Origin of the sequence: Blautia sp. Marseille-P2398, assembly GCF_964240315.1 — a bacterium.
GTDB classification, from domain to species: Bacteria; Bacillota; Clostridia; order Lachnospirales; family Lachnospiraceae; genus Blautia_A; species Blautia_A wexlerae.
Map to the genome: position 1 here is coordinate 117,743 of NZ_CAXSTD010000010.1, position 17,773 is coordinate 135,515.

Consider the following 17,773-nt stretch of genomic DNA (forward strand, 5'->3'; position numbering starts at 1 on the left):
ATAGGTTTATTAAAAAGAAAGACTCCGATCGCAATGACCGGAGCCTTCTTTTTAGGAATCTGTATTAATTACCCAAATGGATTATTTAACAGTAGCCTTTTTCAGGTTTGACCATGGGCTGAAGACTTTCTTTCCGTCTTCGGATGTTCTGTTGAATGCATGCATTCCAACTACCCATGTTCCCTTTGGTACTTTCTTGAATGTTGCTGTTACTGTACCTTCTTTGAGGTTCAGTACTTTGTGATCGCCATAGTGATATGGACGTGTCTCACCGTTTTCTTTCTTGGAGGATGTTCCAAGTACTACATCGTAACCAGTTGCATTTGCAGCTGCTTTGTATGTTACTTTGATAGTAGATCCGCTTACTTTAACGTTTGTGATAACCGGAGCATCTGGTGTGATTGCTGTTACAGAGAATGGATAAGCATTGGACCATTCACCAAATACTTTCTTACCGTTCTCATCACGTGTCCAAGCGTGGCAGTATGCATAGTACATACCCTGATCTACATATTTGAATGTAGTAGAAGTCTGTACCTGATTCTTACTGATAGATGTATAATCTTTGTTTGTGATGCAATCACGGTCTGTAGAAATTACATAATCATAACCTGCAGCGCCGTCAGCTTCACCAGAAAGGATAACAGTTGCTTTGTTACCAACAACTTTAACATTGCTGATTACTGGAGCACCAACATTTTCAGATTTCTTTACAGATACTTTCTGGCTTCCTGTATAGCTCTTGCTATCAGCTTTAGCTGTTACAGTAGCAGTTCCATCACCATTGTCTTTTACATCGTATTCTGTTGCTGGAACGATTACGCTACCATTAAGTACAGTAGTTGTTAATTTACCGTTTGTTTCGGAAATTTCAACTGTTGTATTAGCAATGTCTTTTTTAACAATCTTCCATGTTATATCAATAGTATATGTGTTTGTAGTGTCATTTACAACTGGATTGCTGAATACTCCAGTCCATTCACCTGTACCATTGCTCAGTTTATATCCATTTTTAAGCTTTAATGTAGCTTTTAATACTTTATTTGAAGCTGTAACATCTACATTGTTAGAAAGTCCTGTGAATTCATAATCAGTTCCTTCTACTAATGTTTTATCGCCAACCTTAATTATTACATTTGGTGTAACAGCTACACCACCAGCATATTCTGTGTCTGATACAGTAATATTTTTGCGACCTACAGTAACTCCTTCAATTGCGAAGTCCTGAGCTTTTGTATAAGTTACATCGCTTCCTTCAAATTTTGTAGAACCAGCATAGTTTCCAATACCTGTAACATAAACATATGCTTTTGGTCCGGTAATATTATTGAAATACTTGATTTCATAATCTTTACCTTCAACAAGATTCATAGTTCTATATTTAGCTACGCTTGGAACAAATTTAATGTCTTTAAATGTTTTTTCTGTTCCGTCATATCCAAATACATAATTTGTTTTGGTAAAGTCAATCTTATCACCGTTTTCATCAAATGCGTAGAATGTACCATTTAAATAGCTGGTAGTAAGTGCTCTAGGAAGAATCTTAAATCCAACTTCTTTAGTTTCACCAACAAAGTTAGTATTTGTTTTTACTGGTGCTAATGTTACTGTTGCATCACCAACATTTACATTTACTTTAGAAGTTGTTGGGTATGTAATTGCAAAATCAGAAGCGCTCAGTTCAACATCATTTAATGTGATTTTAAAATTAGAAGTTGTTGGCTTAATCTGACTTCCTGTATAGGTAAATGCTTCTTTTTCTGCGTCAGTAGTAGCTTTTGCTTCAACTTTAACATCACTCAGATTTGCTTTGTTAATTGTAAATTTAGCTGTCTGAGTTCCAGAATAATCACCTTTTCCTACAACAGTTACTGTAGCTTCACCAGCATTTTTGTTGTTAGAGCAGGACTGGATTTCATAATCAATACCAGATGCCAGTTCTACACCATCAACTGTTAATTTTACAGTCGGTGTAATTGCTTTTCCAGTATAAGTATAAGATCCTACAACTTCAAGTTTTGCATTAGTATCAGCGATATCTTTGTTAGTTACAGTTGTTGTTTTGGAAGCAGTAACTTCAGTTGTACCAGTTGTATAGTTTTTGTTTTTAATATCTGTTTCTACTAATTTTGTAGTAATTGTTGCACCTACTGAAACAGGAGTTGTGCTTGAAGTATATGTTAATTTATATGCATCTGCCGGAACATCTTTTTTCTTTCCTGTAGCGCCTGCTTTAACAGTAACTTTTCCATCCATGTAGTCAGATGCGGTCTGAAGACTTCCATTGTACTGAACTTTTTCAGGAACAGTAATATCTGCAGCTTCGATTACTGCGGCATTAATTGCAAATGTACCAATTTTAACACGGCCACTATAGTTTCCAGTACCTACAATGTAAACTTCTACGTCTTTTTTGGAAACAGCCTTAGCATTTGTGTTATCATTTACATACTCTACTTTGTAATCACTTGTAGATAAGTTAACATTTGTAGTTCCACTAACAAATTTAACATCTTTAATATCTTTAGTGATTGCCTCACCAGTGTATGTTTCAGCTCCTAAATCTTCAGCAGAATTTGCTTGTTTATCTTTAGTTGTGCCAAGTGTATATCTTAATCCATCTACTGTAAGTTTATTTAATGTTACAGAAAGATTTACGGTTGTGTTTCCGATAACGTTTGTATTATCACCATTTACAGAAACAGATAAAGTTGTCGCACCACTTGCTAAAGTTGCTGGAGCAACAGTAATAGCAGAAGAAATATAAGATGTTACCTCTGTGTCGCCAATGTAGAAATGAATTGCATTCTTTACAGCTGTTGCATTAGATGCATCATCTTTTCCAATACTGTCAGTAACAATTTTGAAATCTGACATCTGATTAGCAACAACTTTAACTTTATCTGTTGTAACTTTTATTACATTACCTGTATAATTGCGATTTGTTTTTTCATCTTTATCTAAGGAGTCTGTAGCAATGCTCAATGTGCTTTCAGTGCCAACAGCAGTTAATCCACTTCCAGTAACTGTATATACAGATGTTGGAAGAGTTTCTCCTGTTACAGTGTCTTTAACTGTTACATAATCAGAAGAGATTTTAGATCTTTCTGCATAAGAAACAGTATTTTTCTTTAATGTTAATTCTAATTTGTCTGGATTCAGAGTACGTTTGTTAATTATAAAAGGTGCTTTAATCTGTCCTGTATATCCTGCTTTGTCTACAGTAGCAACAACCTGAAGTGTTTTTCCAGCAGGTGTAGCATTTACAAGATCGTCTCCCTCATATGTATACTTAAAGTCATTATATGAAAGACCTGAAATACCAGCAATTGTAAATCCAGCAATCTGAGTATCACTAAATGCCACCTGTTTACCAGTATAAGCTACAGTTGCGCCACCAAGATTTAATGTCGCAGATGAAACATCTACACTCTTAATTTCAATGCCTTCAATTGTAGTTTTAAATCCAGCATTAGCACCCGTTCCTGTAATCTCTACAGATACAATATGACCAGCATCAGTAGATACAAAAGTAGCTGATGTTAATTTACTATTTAAATCAGCAACACTTGTAGCACTTCCAGTATAAGTTCCTGAATGACCAACAACTTCTTTGCCATCAATACGAACTTTATAATCAAAGTTTGCAACATCAGTGCTACCATCTTTAAGATCACCAGATACAGCCAAAGCGCCTGTCCAATTTGCTAATGTTAATTTAGGTGCAGTTGCAGTTGCAACATCTGTCACGTCAGTAGTATTTTCTACAACCGGAGCTTCTGTAGCATCATCAGAAAATGTTTCAGCAGCCGGAGCTTCAGTCTCAACGGCAGCATCAGTACCATCGCTGAACTCAGCAGCCCATACCGGCACATTAGAAGTAGCAAGCATTGCAACAACAAGTGACATACTTAATGTCTTTTTTGCCATGCCCTTCTTTGTGTTTTTAATCTTTGTCATGATTATAGTTCCCCTTTGGGTGGTGGACAGGTTGATTTTGTATAGGGATTTGGTGTGAGGAATGATGATTATTTGTTAAAGTATATGCGTTATATGATTTATAACTAATTTTTTATAGATTTTTATATGAAAATACATAATTATATTCAAAAAGGTCTGTATTTAATGCGCAAAAAAGCTTTCAATCATATCCGAAAAGATGCGATTGAAAGCTTTTTTCACATTATGTAATAAACTTGCTACTTGTTGAGTATAGTTTCATACAGAATTATAAAGGTATCATTTAGAACTTTAGGCTGTAAAAGTCATTCCCATAGATTTTGCAATCTCTTCCAGCTTATCTGTGGCAAAACCAGTATATTTTTTAATTTTGTCAATTGGTTCTTTATCTTCAAGCATCATTTTTGCAAGGGACAGATTTTTCTGTTTTACACCTTGTTCCACGCCCTGTTCGATGCCCTGTTCAATACCCTGTTCAACAAGTGCTTTTCCAAGATTACACATATCCTGCACCTCGCTTTCAAATTCTTCTGTCATGGCAATGCCGAAATCATCCTGAAGACGGGCTTTCTTCGTTTCCGGGGATATGGAAAGAGAAAAGAGTGTGTTCAGCAGATCAAGGATCTCCAGATCACTTTCTTTATCAGCATCACCCAGGTTTACGATCACAACTTCCATAAGGTCATAGCTGTCCGGACTTTCATAAGGTTTCCCCAATACCGTATCTTGTACTGTGTAATAGCGGAAAATCCCGTTCCTGCGTTTTTTTGCCGGATCCGGACAGATCCAGATGCTGTAGACTTTCTGGAGTTTTTCATAGTGTTCTCCAGTAAAGACAGTCCCATACTGTTCAGATATCATTCTTGCGCAGTAATAGAAACCTCTTGTAACTAACGGATATCCCGGTGTGTCATTCAACTGGATCTCCAGATTGATGATCAGCTGCACCGGTTCTGAATTGTCCGGAATGTATGCCCTGAAACGGATGTCATAATATACCGTCTGTTCCCTGATTGCATTTGCCTCGGAATTAAGGCTGTCTATCCGTTCGTTTCCATCCAGTGTTCCGGTGTAGTCAGGCTGCTCCTGATGTACTGCGCGGCTGGAAACTTCGATGTTGCCATTTAAGCAGTTTTCACAGATAAACTTAACACTGTATTGGGAAAATTCTTTTGTACAGGATTTGAGGATCCAGGCAGCAACTGCCTTATAGGTTAATAGTTTCTTGGCACATTCGTCATATCTTGCACGTTCTGCGGCAAGGTCTATAGTCTGTGCCAGATCTGTCTGATGTACTATGGATGTCACCTCCCTGTCACATATTTTGTATTTATATTTTATCAGAGCTGTTGTTTGTTTACCAGAGAAACTTTTCGACAATCATAGAATAAATTTTGACAAAAAAGAACTCCTATCGTAATGATGATAGGAGTCCTATTTGGGAATTTCTGTTCTTCTTGCTTTATAAAAATTTCTGTATCATTTTATGTAAAGATTACTTTCTTCCCGGATTTTTTCGATGATCTGACCCCAGTAGCTATGGGATCCTATTACCAGTGCAGCAATCCGGACAGCAATGAAAAAAACTGGACCGGTCATATCCGTCCATTAAACATAAACAGAAATGAGTTTGAGGTGACCGCTCGTGGGAGCACTTTCCATCTGCTGGTAGGAAAACATGCATATGGAAAGTATCTGTGTATTCCCAACTGGGGGATCGGCACAGAAATATCGTCTCTGTCGGACTGCTTCTGGAACAGGGAACGCCTTGAACAGGACTATCCGGAGCTGTCAAAGGTGGACATCATCAGTATTGTAAAAGCACTTGAAGCACTCAGCTCATATGTAACATTGTAAATGAAACAGATAATCCGGCAGGAAATCTGCCGGATTGCACAAAATGCCAATGACACAAAACATAGCAGATTATGACATGGGAGCAAATCTGACTAGTGACAAACTAAGAAATCAGCAACAGGAACATTTTGGGATAATCTTACCAATTTACCTTTGTGAAAAATAGCAAATCTATCCGTATTATCATAAAAAACTGCCAGATCACATTCTTGCAGCAAATACTGCAAATTTGCAAAGGATTCTATATATCTTTTTTCAATATCTGAAGCAGGAATTCCATGTCCACCATTTTGAACTCTTTCTTCCACTCTTTGTTTTGCAGTTTCAGCAGAATCTACACTTATGAAAATGCTTTTAAATGACAAACATTAAGAACAATTTGTCGATTCTTTGCTGTGGCAGAAGCATCAGAATAATGTTATAATTCCTATAAACAAGAAATAACAGGAATCAGTTTGGAAGAAAGGTGGTTTTTATTTATGGGGTTATATTTGAATCCAGGAAATGAGGGATTTTTTGAGTCAGTTTCTTCCCAGATTTATGTAGATAAAACAGAACTCATTCAGTATACAAACCAGGTATTTCGAACTAAGCAGAAGTTTCTTTGTGTAAGTCGTCCAAGACGTTTTGGAAAGTCTATGGCTGCCGAAATGCTGGCAGCATATTATCAAAGAAACTGTGATTCACAAAAATTATTTGCCAATATGAGCATAGCAAAAGACCCTTCATTCCCAGTGCATTTAAACAGATATAATACAATTTTTTTGAACATGCAGGATTTTTTCAGTCGCACACATAATATTGACAGGATGTGTGAGCTTTTCAGCAAATATGTTCTTCGTGATCTTCTGAGAGAGTATCCTGATCTTGATTATCTGGATCAGACAGATCTGATTGACGTGCTGCAGGAAATTTATAGAGAGTACAAAATTCCATTTGTTTTTATTATTGATGAATGGGACTGTATTTTCAGAGAAAATAAAAATGATATGGAGGCTCAGAAAAAATATCTGGATTTTCTCAGAAACCTGTTGAAAGACAGAAACTATGTCGGGCTTACTTATATGACAGGAATTCTTCCAATCAAAAAGTACGGTTCTCATTCTGCATTAAATATGTTTGACGAATTTTCCATGACCAATCCAGGAGCGCTTGCTGAGTATGTTGGTTTCACGGAGAATGAAGTGAAAGTGTTATGCAAACAATTTGATATGAGTTTTCAGGATACAAAGTGTTGGTACGACGGATATTTTTTTGAAAAAATCGGACATGTTTATAATCCCCGTTCTGTTGTAAGTGCCATGCTGAGCCATTCTTTTGATAATTACTGGAACAAAACAGAAACATTCGAGGCTCTGCGAGACTATATTGTTATGAATTATAAGGGCCTGAAAGAAGCTATTATCGAATTACTTGCCGGAAAAAGACTGGCAATAGATATTAGCTCGTTTAATAATGATATGACTACCTTTTCAAGCGCTGATGATGTATTAACGCTGTTTATCCATCTGGGATATCTCGGATATGATTTTTCCAGAAAGGAAGTGTTTATTCCAAACAGTGAGATCACAACGGAATTTATTACTTCCATACGAGATGCCGGATGGCAGGAAGTAATTACAGCAATAAGAAATTCTGAAGAGTTACTGCAGGCAACATGGAAACTGGAAAATAAAGTAGTTGCTGAGAAAATACAGGCGGCACATTTTGAAACTTCTATTTTAAAGTATAATGATGAGAATGCATTGGCTTGTGTACTTTCACTTGCATATTATAGTGCTCGTGCTTATTATACAGAAATCAGGGAGCTGCCGTCCGGAAAAGGCTTTGCAGATATTGTATACCTGCCCCGAAAAGAGCACCTGGACAGGCCGGCTATGATAATTGAATTGAAATGGGATAAAAGTGCTGACAGTGCAATCCGGCAGATAAAAGAACGCAATTATCCCCTGGCATTGAGTGGTTACTGTGGAAATTTATTAATGGTTGGAATTAATTATGACACGAAAACAAAAATACATGAATGTATTATCGAAAAATTGGATATGTAAATTGTAAAAATAAAAGCTCCGGTCGCAATGACCGGAGCCTTCTTTTTTAGGAATCTGTAGTAATTACCCAAATGGATTATTTCACTTTAACTATTTCAAGATTGGACCATGGGCTGAATACTTTCCTGTTATCAATGGATGTTCTGTTGAATGCATGCATTCCAACTATCCTAACACACAGGGATTACCAGTTGCAAATAAAATTTTTAATTGAACTTATTTAAGTAATATGCTATAAATAAGTTTGAGGTGATGAATATGGAATATAATTTTTCAGAGGATCTGAAGTCTATACGAGAGATTCTGGGATTTTCTCAAAGTGAACTTGCAGAAAAAATCGGAGTAGAGCAGGTGACGATCTCAAGAACCGAGCTGAAAAAAACAGAACCATCGGCAAGGCTTTTGGAAGCAGTATATTCGTTTGCATTTGATAAAAACATAAAGATAAACAAATTAAAGGAAATGTTCTGGAGAGATGATTTAGGTGCAAATGAAAAATTGCTTTTTCATGGCGCTAAAACTGAAATTGACGGAGAGATTGATATTCATAAGGGAAGAAAAAATAATGATTTTGGGCAGGGATTTTATACAGGAGAAAGTTATGAGCAGGCAATATCATTTGTTTCAGGGTTTGGTAATTCTTCCGTATATTATATCAGATTTGATGACAGAGATCTGAAATGCAAGAGATATGAAGTAAATCAGGAATGGATGATGACGATTGCTTACTATAGGGGAACATTGGATGAGTATAAGGATCATCCGGCAGTAAAGGCACTTATAGAACAGTCACGGAACTGTGATTACATAATTGCTCCAATTGCAGATAACCGTATGTTTCAAATTATTAATTCATTTATCGCCGGAGACCTTACAGATGAACAGTGTAAACATTGTCTTGCTGCCACAAATCTTGGGATGCAGTATATTTTTCTGACTGAAAAGGCTGTATCCCAGATAAAATTAACAGAACGATGCTATATATCAAATAATGAAAGGGAATACTATAAAAATATAAGACTTGAAGAGTCAAAACTGGGTGATGACAAAGTTAAATTAGCTAAAAGGCAATATAGAGGGCAGGGAAGATATATTGATGAGATTCTGTCATAAAGGGGTGACCAATATATGAAAAGGATGAATAAGGATGGAGTGCTTTTATGTGAACTTCAGGCAACAGCATTTGAAAAGTCAATTGATAAAATGGAGTCAAGTTCAGAGATTTTTATCAGGCGATTTATGAGGAGTCGAATAGCTAAAAGGCTTGATGATGGATCAGTACTGGAAAATAATATCCAGGCAGAGGATATCCTGCAGCTGGTTAATGAAGAATATGGGTTTTCTAATTATGGTTCTGTGAAATATACCCGTAACGAAATGTATTGGATTGGATATATTTACAGGTATTTTGTAATAACCTACGAATTAACTTCCATGCAAGTCTATAAGATCGTAAAGCCAAAGGAACTGAAAGGGCTGTTTTTGCCATATCATACAATGGATCCATCTCAGGCTATTGAGCGAATATTGGAAGCAAAAGGCCTGTTTACAGATGAAAAAATGGAATTGGAACGTCAGTATGAAATATTCAAAAGAATACGAAATAAAAAAATATAAGGGGCTGTCCTGAAATTCACCAATGTTAAGATTTTCACCGTATGATAAAGTAAAGTTCTTAGCAATATCAATTTCATTTCCGTTTAATGTAGTATAAATTTCATCAGCTGGTACTTCCAGTGAATATCCTCTTCCTGTCAGAATCAGCGAAGAGGAATACCTGGTCAACATCCTTAAAGGAAAAGAAAAAATGTCAAGATCAGAAATTGAGAAAGCAGCAGAAATGGAAAAGAGTAAAACAGTACGTACTCTGAACAGCCTGATTGAATTACATAAGAACTACCGGCCGGAGTCTGCTTTTGCCTGTTGTATCTGCCACGTTCTATATGCAAAATACCGCATATAAAGGCACGATCCGATAAGCTTCTTTTTGCCTGAAGTCTTCGGCAGAGATTAAATACATTTGCGTGGGTGCAGGAGAGAGAGAAGATTTATTCAGCTGCATAAGGTTCCTGCACTTCTGATGTGGGGTGGTGCGGTAGTCTATGGCAATAAAATGACTGTTTTTGGACAGTAAAAAGGGAACTTCCGCCTGGTTGCCGCTGGACCAGTAGGAGAGGGCATAGCCATTCTGGATAAAGTGCTGTGCCAGAAAGGTTTCGATACAGGCTGTACCGGCGGTGGTTTCTTCTCCTGACAGAAGCTGGAAGGCAGGGATTTTTAGTATGCATGAGCATAATCCGGTGTCAACAGGATACAGATGTAAGGAGGTTTCCGAAGGTTTGCTGCAGACAGCTGTCTGGCAGGGAATGGCAAGTCCGGCGCTGATCAGCCACTGCAGGGGTTCGTGGTAGACTTTGGCAGTAGCACCTTTTGCAATGCGGGTGTACTGGAATTTACGGCTGGTTCTGCCGAGCTGTGCAGGGATCGAGAGCCAGGCATTGCGGCAGTGGCGGGCGGTTCCTTTTGGAGCCAGAGCAGTAATATCGCTGAGAAAAAGATTAAGGAGCTTTTGCTGGGTGTCAGGTACCAGCAGGAGCTTCTTTTCTTTTTTGTATTCCATAATGGCAGCAGGCATTCCGCCGATGATCAGATAGAGACGGAACTGTGACAGGGCTTTTTCGTGGAGTTTCTTTCCCATTGGGCTGAAATCGGAGAAATGATTGCGGATTTCTCTTGTAAGGGCAAACTCAGCATTGGCCCACAGAAATTCTTCAAAATCCAGTGGATACAGAGTCAGGATATCAAAGTCGTGGACGGAGAAAGAATCAGAGTTAACCACACCTTTATAGATAGAGGCAATGTGATATTGTGGAAAGTCCAGGGCAATAGAGGTAAGAAGTGTGGAAATCTGAGGAATGCACTGGATATTGTCAAGAATCAGAAGGGAAGAGGCAGGGCGCAGTGGTTTTCCTGCACAGGTTTCCAGAAAAAGCAGTACTTCCTGTGGATCATGTGGAACAGACAGATAGTCTGTAGCAGAGCGGTCTGTTTCCAGATTGATGTAGAGTGTATGTTCGTATTGCTTATTTCCGAAGTCCATAAGTAGCCAGGTCTTGCCTGTCTGGCGAAGCCCCTGAAGGATTAAAGGTTTGCGGCCGGGATTTTTTTTCCAGTATATCAGGGAATCGGTACATTTTCTTCTCATATGGGAAATCTCCTTTTAGTCGGTGACACAGGTATAGAGTGAACGGTAACGGTACAGGACAGTTATAAATGATCAGCAGAGGAACGAGTTGATTGTAGAGGAATATTTATGACATCATTATACAATGAAACTGTCGGAAAAATCTATACATAAAGATAGAAAAAAGTCGATTTACACATTTTTAAATATTTGTTATCGTAATTGTATAGACAAAATGTAATCGCTCAGGTTTTTCTTCCCGGAGGAGGAATTGTTGAATGGTTACAGTGCCGGTTACTGTTTATTCTGTGCATTGCAAGACGTGTTGCGGAATGCAGGGTGAACGGTAACAACATTGCCCGGCAAAACAACAATTATTTCATTTCACAAAGGAGGACCCCTATGAAGAGAATCAATGCAATCTACGCAAGGCAGTCAGTGGACAGAGCAGATAGTATTTCTATTGAAAGTCAGATCGAGTTCTGCAAGTACGAGTTAAAAGGTGGAAGTTTCAAAGAGTACAAGGATAAGGGTTACAGCGGCAAGAATACAGTCAGACCACAGCTTCAGCAGCTTCTGACAGATATCCGCAGAGGGGAAGTGGAGAAAGTGATCGTGTATAAGCTGGATCGGATCAGCCGTTCTATTCTGGATTTTTCCAATATGATGAATCTGTTTCAGCAGTATCAGGTGGAATTTGTCTCTTCTACAGAGAAATTTGATACTTCGACACCTATGGGACGGGCAATGTTAAATATCTGCATTGTGTTTGCGCAACTGGAACGTGAGACTATTCAGAAGCGTGTCAGCGACGCATATTATTCCAGAAGTCAGAAAGGTTTTCGAATGGGCGGCAAGCCTCCTTATGGTTATCGGCTAGAGGAGATCCTGATGGAAGGAATCCATACAAAGAAGCTTGTGGAAGAACCCGGGGAAGCGGCAATTGTGCGGGAAATTTTTGATATGTACGAACAACCGGACACTTCTTATGGGGATATCACCAGATATTATGCGGAAAAGGGAGTGCAGTTCTACGGAAAGGAACTGATACGTTCCATGCTGGCCCAGCTTTTGAGAAATCCGGTATATGTGCGGGCTGATATGGATGTGTACCGTTTTTTCAGGAGCCATGGAACCAATATAGTAAGCAGTCCGGAGCAGTTTGACGGGATTCATGGATGTTATCTTTATCAGGGGCGGGATGCGCAGACAGATAAGCTGCAGAATCTTAAGGGACATATGCTGGTGGTGGCACCTCATGAGGGGCTTGTGTCTTCGGAGCAGTGGCTGAACTGCAGGATCAAGCTTATGAGAAATAAAACGATTCAGGCCAACCGAAAAGCTGTGAATACATGGCTGGCAGGGAAAGTGAAATGTGGCAATTGCGGATATGCACTTATGAGTATTAAAATACAGTCCGGTAAACAGTACCTGAGATGTACGAAGCGTCTGAACAACAAAGCCTGCCCGGGGTGCGGGAAGGTTTATACTGAAGATGTGGAGAATTATGTATATAAAGAGATGGTACGTAAGCTGCGCGAAGGACAGTCTCCTGCCGCTTATACGAATTTAAAGGAAAATCCGCAGGTAAAGCAGATTTACAGGGAGATTGAGGAAATAGAAAAGGAGATTTCTCTGCTTGTGGATTCTCTGGCAGGTGCCGGAGAAACACTGACAGATTATATTAATCAGAGAGTGGAAGAAATAGACCAGATACATCAGTTAAAGCTGGAGAAATTATCGGTGCTTGCGGAGAATCATGCGACACCGGAGCAGATGGAAAAGGTAGCATCTAATATAAGTCTGTGGGGAGAGATTGATTTTGAGGAGAAGAGGTTTACAGTTGATAAGATGATCAGGTCACTTAGGGTATTTCCCGGATCAGTCCAGATACAATGGAAATTCTGATATATAACAGTCCGGCAGAGCGTAAATTTTTGTTTTTACGCTCTGCCGATGGTCTTATTATTTTTCGGTCAGTGTTTTGTTCTTTATAAGCATTTCGCGAATTACGTTTTGCGTATATTCTCCGACATGCCTCTTATCTTCTTTGCTCAGTTCATCCGGATAGATCGGCTTACCGTATTCTACTACAACTTTTGCAGGAGATATCTTCGGGAAGTGTGCCTCGAAAATGTTGGCTGAATTGCTGATCGCAATTGGGATGATCGGGCATTTGGCCTTGGTAGCGATTTTGAAGCTTCCTTCATGGAAGGGAAGCATGTCCAGCTCATCTTTATTTCTGTTTCGGGTTCCTTCCGGGAAAATACAGATGGAAATTCCGGATTTTACTTTGTCTACTGCGGTCAGGATCGTTTTGAGTCCCTGTTTGATGTCTTTCCTGTCAAGGAAGAGACAGTGGAGATAACGCATCCATGTGGAAAGAAGAGGAATTTTCTCCATCTCTTTTTTGGCAATGTAGCCTGTACGGATCGGACAGCGGGAGTAAGTAAGAAGTATGTCGAAGTAGCTTCTGTGGTTGCCGATATAAAGTACAGGTGTGTCCTTTGGCACATTTTCTTCTCCGATCACAGTAATCTTTGCACCGGTGATCTTAAGGATAAATCGGAATACTGCCTGGATGATCCTAAGGGAGCTGATATCCTTCTTTTCAGGAGAAAATCTGCCGATGATCCATTCGACCAGCAGGATGGGGATGGACAGGATCAGGTATCCGATCACAACAATACAGACTAGGATAAATCGTATCATTCGTTAATTCCTTTCCGGGCATTATATAATGCTGATGCCCATATATAAGTATAGAAGTTATTATAAGGAATTATGAGATATCCTGCAAGAAATAAATCATAGTATAATGATTTTTTGGCATTAAATAAAGCACTCAGGACAGGATTCTTTCCTGCAGAAAAGCAGTTACTGTCGGATATATAGCATAGAGTATGGTAATAACAGGGCTGTATCCGGCATAGAATATTTAGCGAAGAATGAGCAGGGGTGCATTATGGGCAAAAGGACAGGAGGACTGCTCTGTGTGTTGCTGTTGGCTCTTTTGCCGGCGGGCTGTCAGTTTATCAGGATTGAGGAGGGCGAACGTACACCTCTGGAATATACGATCGTAAAGCAGGAGGAAATTCCGGAAGAGATTTCAGAACTGATGGAACAGAAGAAAAAGAAAGTATTTCAGATGACCTATCAGGTGGGAGATATAAGGTATCTGATGAAGGGATATGGAGAGCAGCTTACAGGAGGGTACAGTATTCAGGTGGAGGAGGTTTCCGAATCAGAGAACGCAGTATTCTGCAAGACAAGGCTGATAGGTCCGGAGAAAGCGGATGCAGGCAGTGAACCGTCTTATCCCTGTATTGTCCTGAAAATCAGAGAAACAGAGAAACCGATAGAATTTTTGGGTTTTATCATAAAGTAAACAGAGAAAGGAAGGAAGCAGGTTGGAATTAAAAAAAGAAAGTATTCAGATGCTGCGTATCAAAAATAAAGCGGCAGCGCAGGCGACTTTTGACGAGGACTATAATGTGTCCGATGTGAAACCGGATATCGGGAGACTGGTGCAGAGCAAAGCGGATGTTTCCATGGAGGAAGTGAGGCTGAGTGAAGGAAGAGCGCTTCTTAAAGGGACATTAAATGCAGATTTGCTTTATGTGGGGGAAAAAGAGGGCAGGATTTACAGCCTTTCTGCGAAGCTTCCGCTGGATGAGATGATTAATCTGGAGGGAATCGAAGGGGGAGATAAGCTGTGTCTGAAATGGGAGATTGAGGATCTCAGTGTTCATATGATCCATTCCAGAAAACTGAATATTAAAGCAATTGTAACTTTTTATGCAGTGGTAGATGAACTGGCAGTCGTTGAACTTCCGGTTTCCGCAGAGGATCAGGAAGTCTCTGTGAAAACGGAGAAAGTCCGGCTTATGAGTCTTCGTGTACATAAAAAAGATACTCTGCGCATTAAGGATGATATTACTCTTGCGTCAAACAGACCTAATGTAGAAAACCTTTTGTGGTATATGGCTGAACCGAGGAATCTGGATCTGCGGCCGGGAGAGAACAAACTCCGGGTGAAAGGAGAGCTTGCAGTTTTTCTTCTGTATACAGGGTATGAAGAGGAGAATCCACCTCAGTGGCTGGAGTATACCATGCCTTTTTCCAATGAGATGGAATGCAGTGGCTGTATGGAAGATCTGATCCCACATATTGAGGTGTCTCTTCTTCATCAGGGGATAGAGGTAAAGCCTGATCCGGATGGTGAAGAACGTATCCTGCAGGTGGATGTGGTACTGGAATTAAATATGAAAATGTACAGGGAAGAGGAGCATGAACTTCTTCTTGATGCATACAGCCCACACAAAGAATGTGTTCTTCATCGGAAAAAGGAAATGTTGGAAAGTCTTCTGGTACGGAATTTTTCCAGGTGTCGTCTGACAGACCGGATAGAAGTTAAGGAGAGTCAGGGAAAAGTTTTGCAGCTTTGCCACAGCAGCGGTAAGGTAAAAGTAGATAAGACCAGGATTACGGATAAGGGAATTGTGGCAGAAGGAATTGTGGCACTCAAGATCCTGTATATTATTGGAAATGATGAAATGCCGTTTTATTCTATGGATGCCATGCTTCCGTTTACCCATCTGATCGAGGCAGAAGAGATCGGGAAGGATTGCACATATTTACTTCAGGCTGACCTTGAACAGCTTTCCACTGCAATGGCAGATGGGGATGAGATTGAAGTCAAGGCGGCGGTGGGACTGAATGTGCTTGTGTTCAGACAGTGGGAAGAGCAGCTTATTGAATCTGTGGAAGAACAGCCACTGGATCGTAAGAAACTGGAAAGTATGCCGGGAATTACGGTCTATATTGTAAAGGCCGGAGATACCCTGTGGGATATTGCAAAGAAATTTTATACAACTGTGGATGAGATTTCGGGTGTGAACAGTCTTACGGAAAAAGAGGTAAAGCCGGGGCAGTCGTTAATTCTTGTCAGGCAGGGATGATAATGAAAAAAATTTCCGGAAAAAATGAAAACTCCTATATTGAAAACTAAAAAAAAATGATTTAAAATATGCGCAAAGAGTTTTATTGTATACAAAGTACAAATATAATTGCGAAAGTACAGTTATATACGGATGATATTGTTGGAAACGGAGGATTTTATGCGTTTACGTGCATTGGCGAAGATAAATCTGGGACTGGATATTCTCAGAAAGAGAGAGGATGGCTATCATGAAGTCCGGATGATCATGCAGACGATACAGATGTATGATGTTCTGGAGATGAAGAGGGTGAGGAAGCCGGGGATTTCCCTGTCTGTCAATTATTCCTATATTCCGAATGATGAACGAAATCTGGTGTATAAGGCGGCGAAGCTTCTGATGGATGAATTTCAGGTTAAGGGTGGTGTGGATATCCATCTTGAGAAATTTATTCCTGTGGCAGCAGGTATGGCAGGCGGAAGCTCGGATGCGGCAGCTGCACTGGTGGGGATCAACCGGCTTTTTAAACTGGGACTGAGCCAGAAGGAGCTGATGGATCGTGCTGTGAATATCGGGGCAGATGTTCCGTACTGTGTGATGAGAGGAACTGCCCTGGCAGAGGGGATCGGGGAGAAATTGACCAGGATCACTCAGGTGCCGGACTGTTTTGTACTGATCGGTAAGCCCGGAATCAATGTTTCCACCAAAGCTGCCTATGAGAGCCTTCAGCTGGATAAGATTTCTTCTCATCCGGATATTGACGGGATGATAGGAGATATAGAACGTGGAGATCTTCTGGCAATGACACAGAAGATGGGAAATGTTTTTGAGCCGGGAATTATAGAGAAATATCCTGTAATTGGCGAAATCAAAGCACTGATGGAGAGTCATGGTGCGTTAAAGGCGATGATGAGTGGAAGTGGTCCTACAGTGTTCGGAATTTTTGATGATCGTGAGAAGATGGAGGCGGCAGCAGAGGTTCTCAGAGAGAGCCGGCTGGCGAAGACGGTTTTTGCCACAGAAGTAACGAAAGCAGGAGGGAATACAAATGACAAGTGATTTTTCAGTAAATATGAATGAATATCTTCCATTAAGGGATGTGGTTTTTAATACGCTGCGTCAGGCAATCCTGAAGGGCGAACTGAAACCTGGTGAGAGACTGATGGAGATTGCGCTGGCAGAGAGACTTGGCGTGAGCAGAACTCCTATCAGAGAGGCAATGCGTAAGCTGGAGCAGGAAGGCCTGGTAGTGATGATCCCGAGACGTGGTGCCCAGGTTGCCAATATCACAGAGAAGGATCTGAATGATGTTCTGGAGGTTCGTATTGCTCTTGAGAATGTAGCTATTGAGAAAGCATGTGCCCGTATGACTGAAGAAGAAATGAGGAGACTCTGGCTTGCTGCCAAGGAGTTTGAACATACGATCGCAGAGGGAAATCTTGTTAAGCTTGCGGAGGCTGACGTTGCATTCCATGAGGTTATTTATCAGGCTTCTGATAATAAGAGGCTGATCCAGGTACTCAATAATATGCGTGAGCAGATTTATCGTTATCGTGTAGAATATCTGAAAGAAGGTGAAACACGAGATGTTCTGGTGAAGGAACATGAGGAACTGACAAAGGCGATCAGAGAGCGTGACGTAGAACGCGCGAAACAGCTTTCTTTCCAGCATATCGAGAATCAGAGAATGGCTATCATGCGTTCTATTGAGGCTGAGGATGCAGAACGTGAACGTGCAGAGAAAGAGAAATCCAGGGGACACAGATAAGAATGGTATAATA

Annotated in this window: 15 protein-coding genes; 10 read left to right on the forward strand and 5 right to left on the reverse strand. The window is 40.0% G+C overall.

Annotated features, from left to right (window positions below):
• Positions 1-81: 81 nt before the first annotated feature.
• Together ACESZG_RS12760 and ACESZG_RS12765 are read right to left on the reverse strand one after the other, a co-directional pair.
• A complete protein-coding gene (locus ACESZG_RS12760; RefSeq protein ID WP_055059006.1) occupies positions 82-3,960 on the reverse strand; it encodes a hypothetical protein in 3,879 nt (1,292 codons plus the stop codon).
• A 291-nt stretch (positions 3,961-4,251) separates the two neighbouring features.
• Positions 4,252-5,268 carry a PD-(D/E)XK nuclease family transposase gene (locus ACESZG_RS12765; protein ID WP_118615040.1) on the reverse strand — a complete coding sequence of 339 codons (1,017 nt, stop codon included), beginning with the start codon at positions 5,266-5,268 and terminating at the stop codon, positions 4,252-4,254.
• Between the two features lie 111 nt (positions 5,269-5,379).
• On the opposite strand from ACESZG_RS12765, the gene ACESZG_RS12770 reads away from it, so the two are divergent.
• Positions 5,380-5,817, forward strand: coding sequence for a DUF6618 family protein (locus ACESZG_RS12770; protein WP_118615029.1), 438 nt, complete (start codon positions 5,380-5,382; stop codon positions 5,815-5,817).
• 92 nt (positions 5,818-5,909) lie between these two features.
• Here ACESZG_RS12770 and ACESZG_RS12775 read toward each other — a convergent pair whose 3' ends face one another.
• Positions 5,910-6,125, reverse strand: a complete 216-nt coding sequence (locus ACESZG_RS12775) for a hypothetical protein (protein WP_227311529.1) — start codon at positions 6,123-6,125, stop codon at positions 5,910-5,912.
• Between the two features lie 171 nt (positions 6,126-6,296).
• Between ACESZG_RS12775 and ACESZG_RS12780 the strand changes: the two genes are divergently transcribed.
• From ACESZG_RS12780 to ACESZG_RS12795, 4 genes are all read left to right on the forward strand, one after another.
• Positions 6,297-7,868 carry an AAA family ATPase gene (locus tag ACESZG_RS12780; RefSeq protein ID WP_118615032.1) on the forward strand — a complete coding sequence of 524 codons (1,572 nt, stop codon included), beginning with the start codon at positions 6,297-6,299 and terminating at the stop codon, positions 7,866-7,868.
• 258 nt (positions 7,869-8,126) lie between these two features.
• Positions 8,127-8,981 (forward strand): DUF3990 domain-containing protein, encoded by an 855-nt coding sequence (locus ACESZG_RS12785; protein ID WP_118615035.1) that lies wholly within the window; start codon positions 8,127-8,129, stop codon positions 8,979-8,981.
• Between the two features lie 15 nt (positions 8,982-8,996).
• Positions 8,997-9,485, forward strand: coding sequence for an antitoxin (locus ACESZG_RS12790; protein ID WP_368210829.1), 489 nt, complete (start codon positions 8,997-8,999; stop codon positions 9,483-9,485).
• 190 nt (positions 9,486-9,675) lie between these two features.
• Positions 9,676-9,831 carry a hypothetical protein gene (locus ACESZG_RS12795; RefSeq protein ID WP_368210827.1) on the forward strand — a complete coding sequence of 52 codons (156 nt, stop codon included), beginning with the start codon at positions 9,676-9,678 and terminating at the stop codon, positions 9,829-9,831.
• Here the strand turns inward: ACESZG_RS12795 and ACESZG_RS12800 are convergent.
• Entirely contained in the window at positions 9,808-11,073 is a 1,266-nt protein-coding gene (locus ACESZG_RS12800; RefSeq protein ID WP_373218464.1) for an ATP-binding protein, read from the reverse strand. The genes ACESZG_RS12795 and ACESZG_RS12800 overlap by 24 nt on opposite strands.
• A 381-nt stretch (positions 11,074-11,454) precedes the next feature.
• Between ACESZG_RS12800 and ACESZG_RS12805 the strand changes: the two genes are divergently transcribed.
• Positions 11,455-12,960 carry a recombinase family protein gene (locus ACESZG_RS12805; protein ID WP_347459828.1) on the forward strand — a complete coding sequence of 502 codons (1,506 nt, stop codon included), beginning with the start codon at positions 11,455-11,457 and terminating at the stop codon, positions 12,958-12,960.
• A gap of 57 nt (positions 12,961-13,017) precedes the next feature.
• On the opposite strand, the gene ACESZG_RS12810 is transcribed toward ACESZG_RS12805, so the two are convergent.
• Positions 13,018-13,764, reverse strand: coding sequence for a lysophospholipid acyltransferase family protein (locus ACESZG_RS12810; RefSeq protein WP_373218466.1), 747 nt, complete (start codon positions 13,762-13,764; stop codon positions 13,018-13,020).
• A 253-nt stretch (positions 13,765-14,017) separates the two neighbouring features.
• Between ACESZG_RS12810 and ACESZG_RS12815 the strand changes: the two genes are divergently transcribed.
• The 4 genes from ACESZG_RS12815 to ACESZG_RS12830 all read left to right on the forward strand — a co-directional run bounded on the left by ACESZG_RS12815 (position 14,018) and on the right by ACESZG_RS12830 (position 17,760).
• Positions 14,018-14,440, forward strand: a complete 423-nt coding sequence (locus ACESZG_RS12815) for a protease complex subunit PrcB family protein (RefSeq protein WP_022379928.1) — start codon at positions 14,018-14,020, stop codon at positions 14,438-14,440.
• Between the two features lie 22 nt (positions 14,441-14,462).
• Positions 14,463-16,013, forward strand: coding sequence for an SPOCS domain-containing protein (locus tag ACESZG_RS12820; RefSeq protein WP_022379929.1), 1,551 nt, complete (start codon positions 14,463-14,465; stop codon positions 16,011-16,013).
• 159 nt (positions 16,014-16,172) lie between these two features.
• A complete protein-coding gene (gene ispE / locus ACESZG_RS12825) occupies positions 16,173-17,051 on the forward strand; it encodes a 4-(cytidine 5'-diphospho)-2-C-methyl-D-erythritol kinase (protein WP_022379930.1) in 879 nt (292 codons plus the stop codon).
• Positions 17,041-17,760 carry a GntR family transcriptional regulator gene (locus ACESZG_RS12830; RefSeq protein ID WP_008707732.1) on the forward strand — a complete coding sequence of 240 codons (720 nt, stop codon included), beginning with the start codon at positions 17,041-17,043 and terminating at the stop codon, positions 17,758-17,760. The genes ispE and ACESZG_RS12830 overlap by 11 nt, the downstream gene beginning before the upstream one ends.
• The last annotated feature ends 13 nt before the right edge of the window (positions 17,761-17,773 follow it).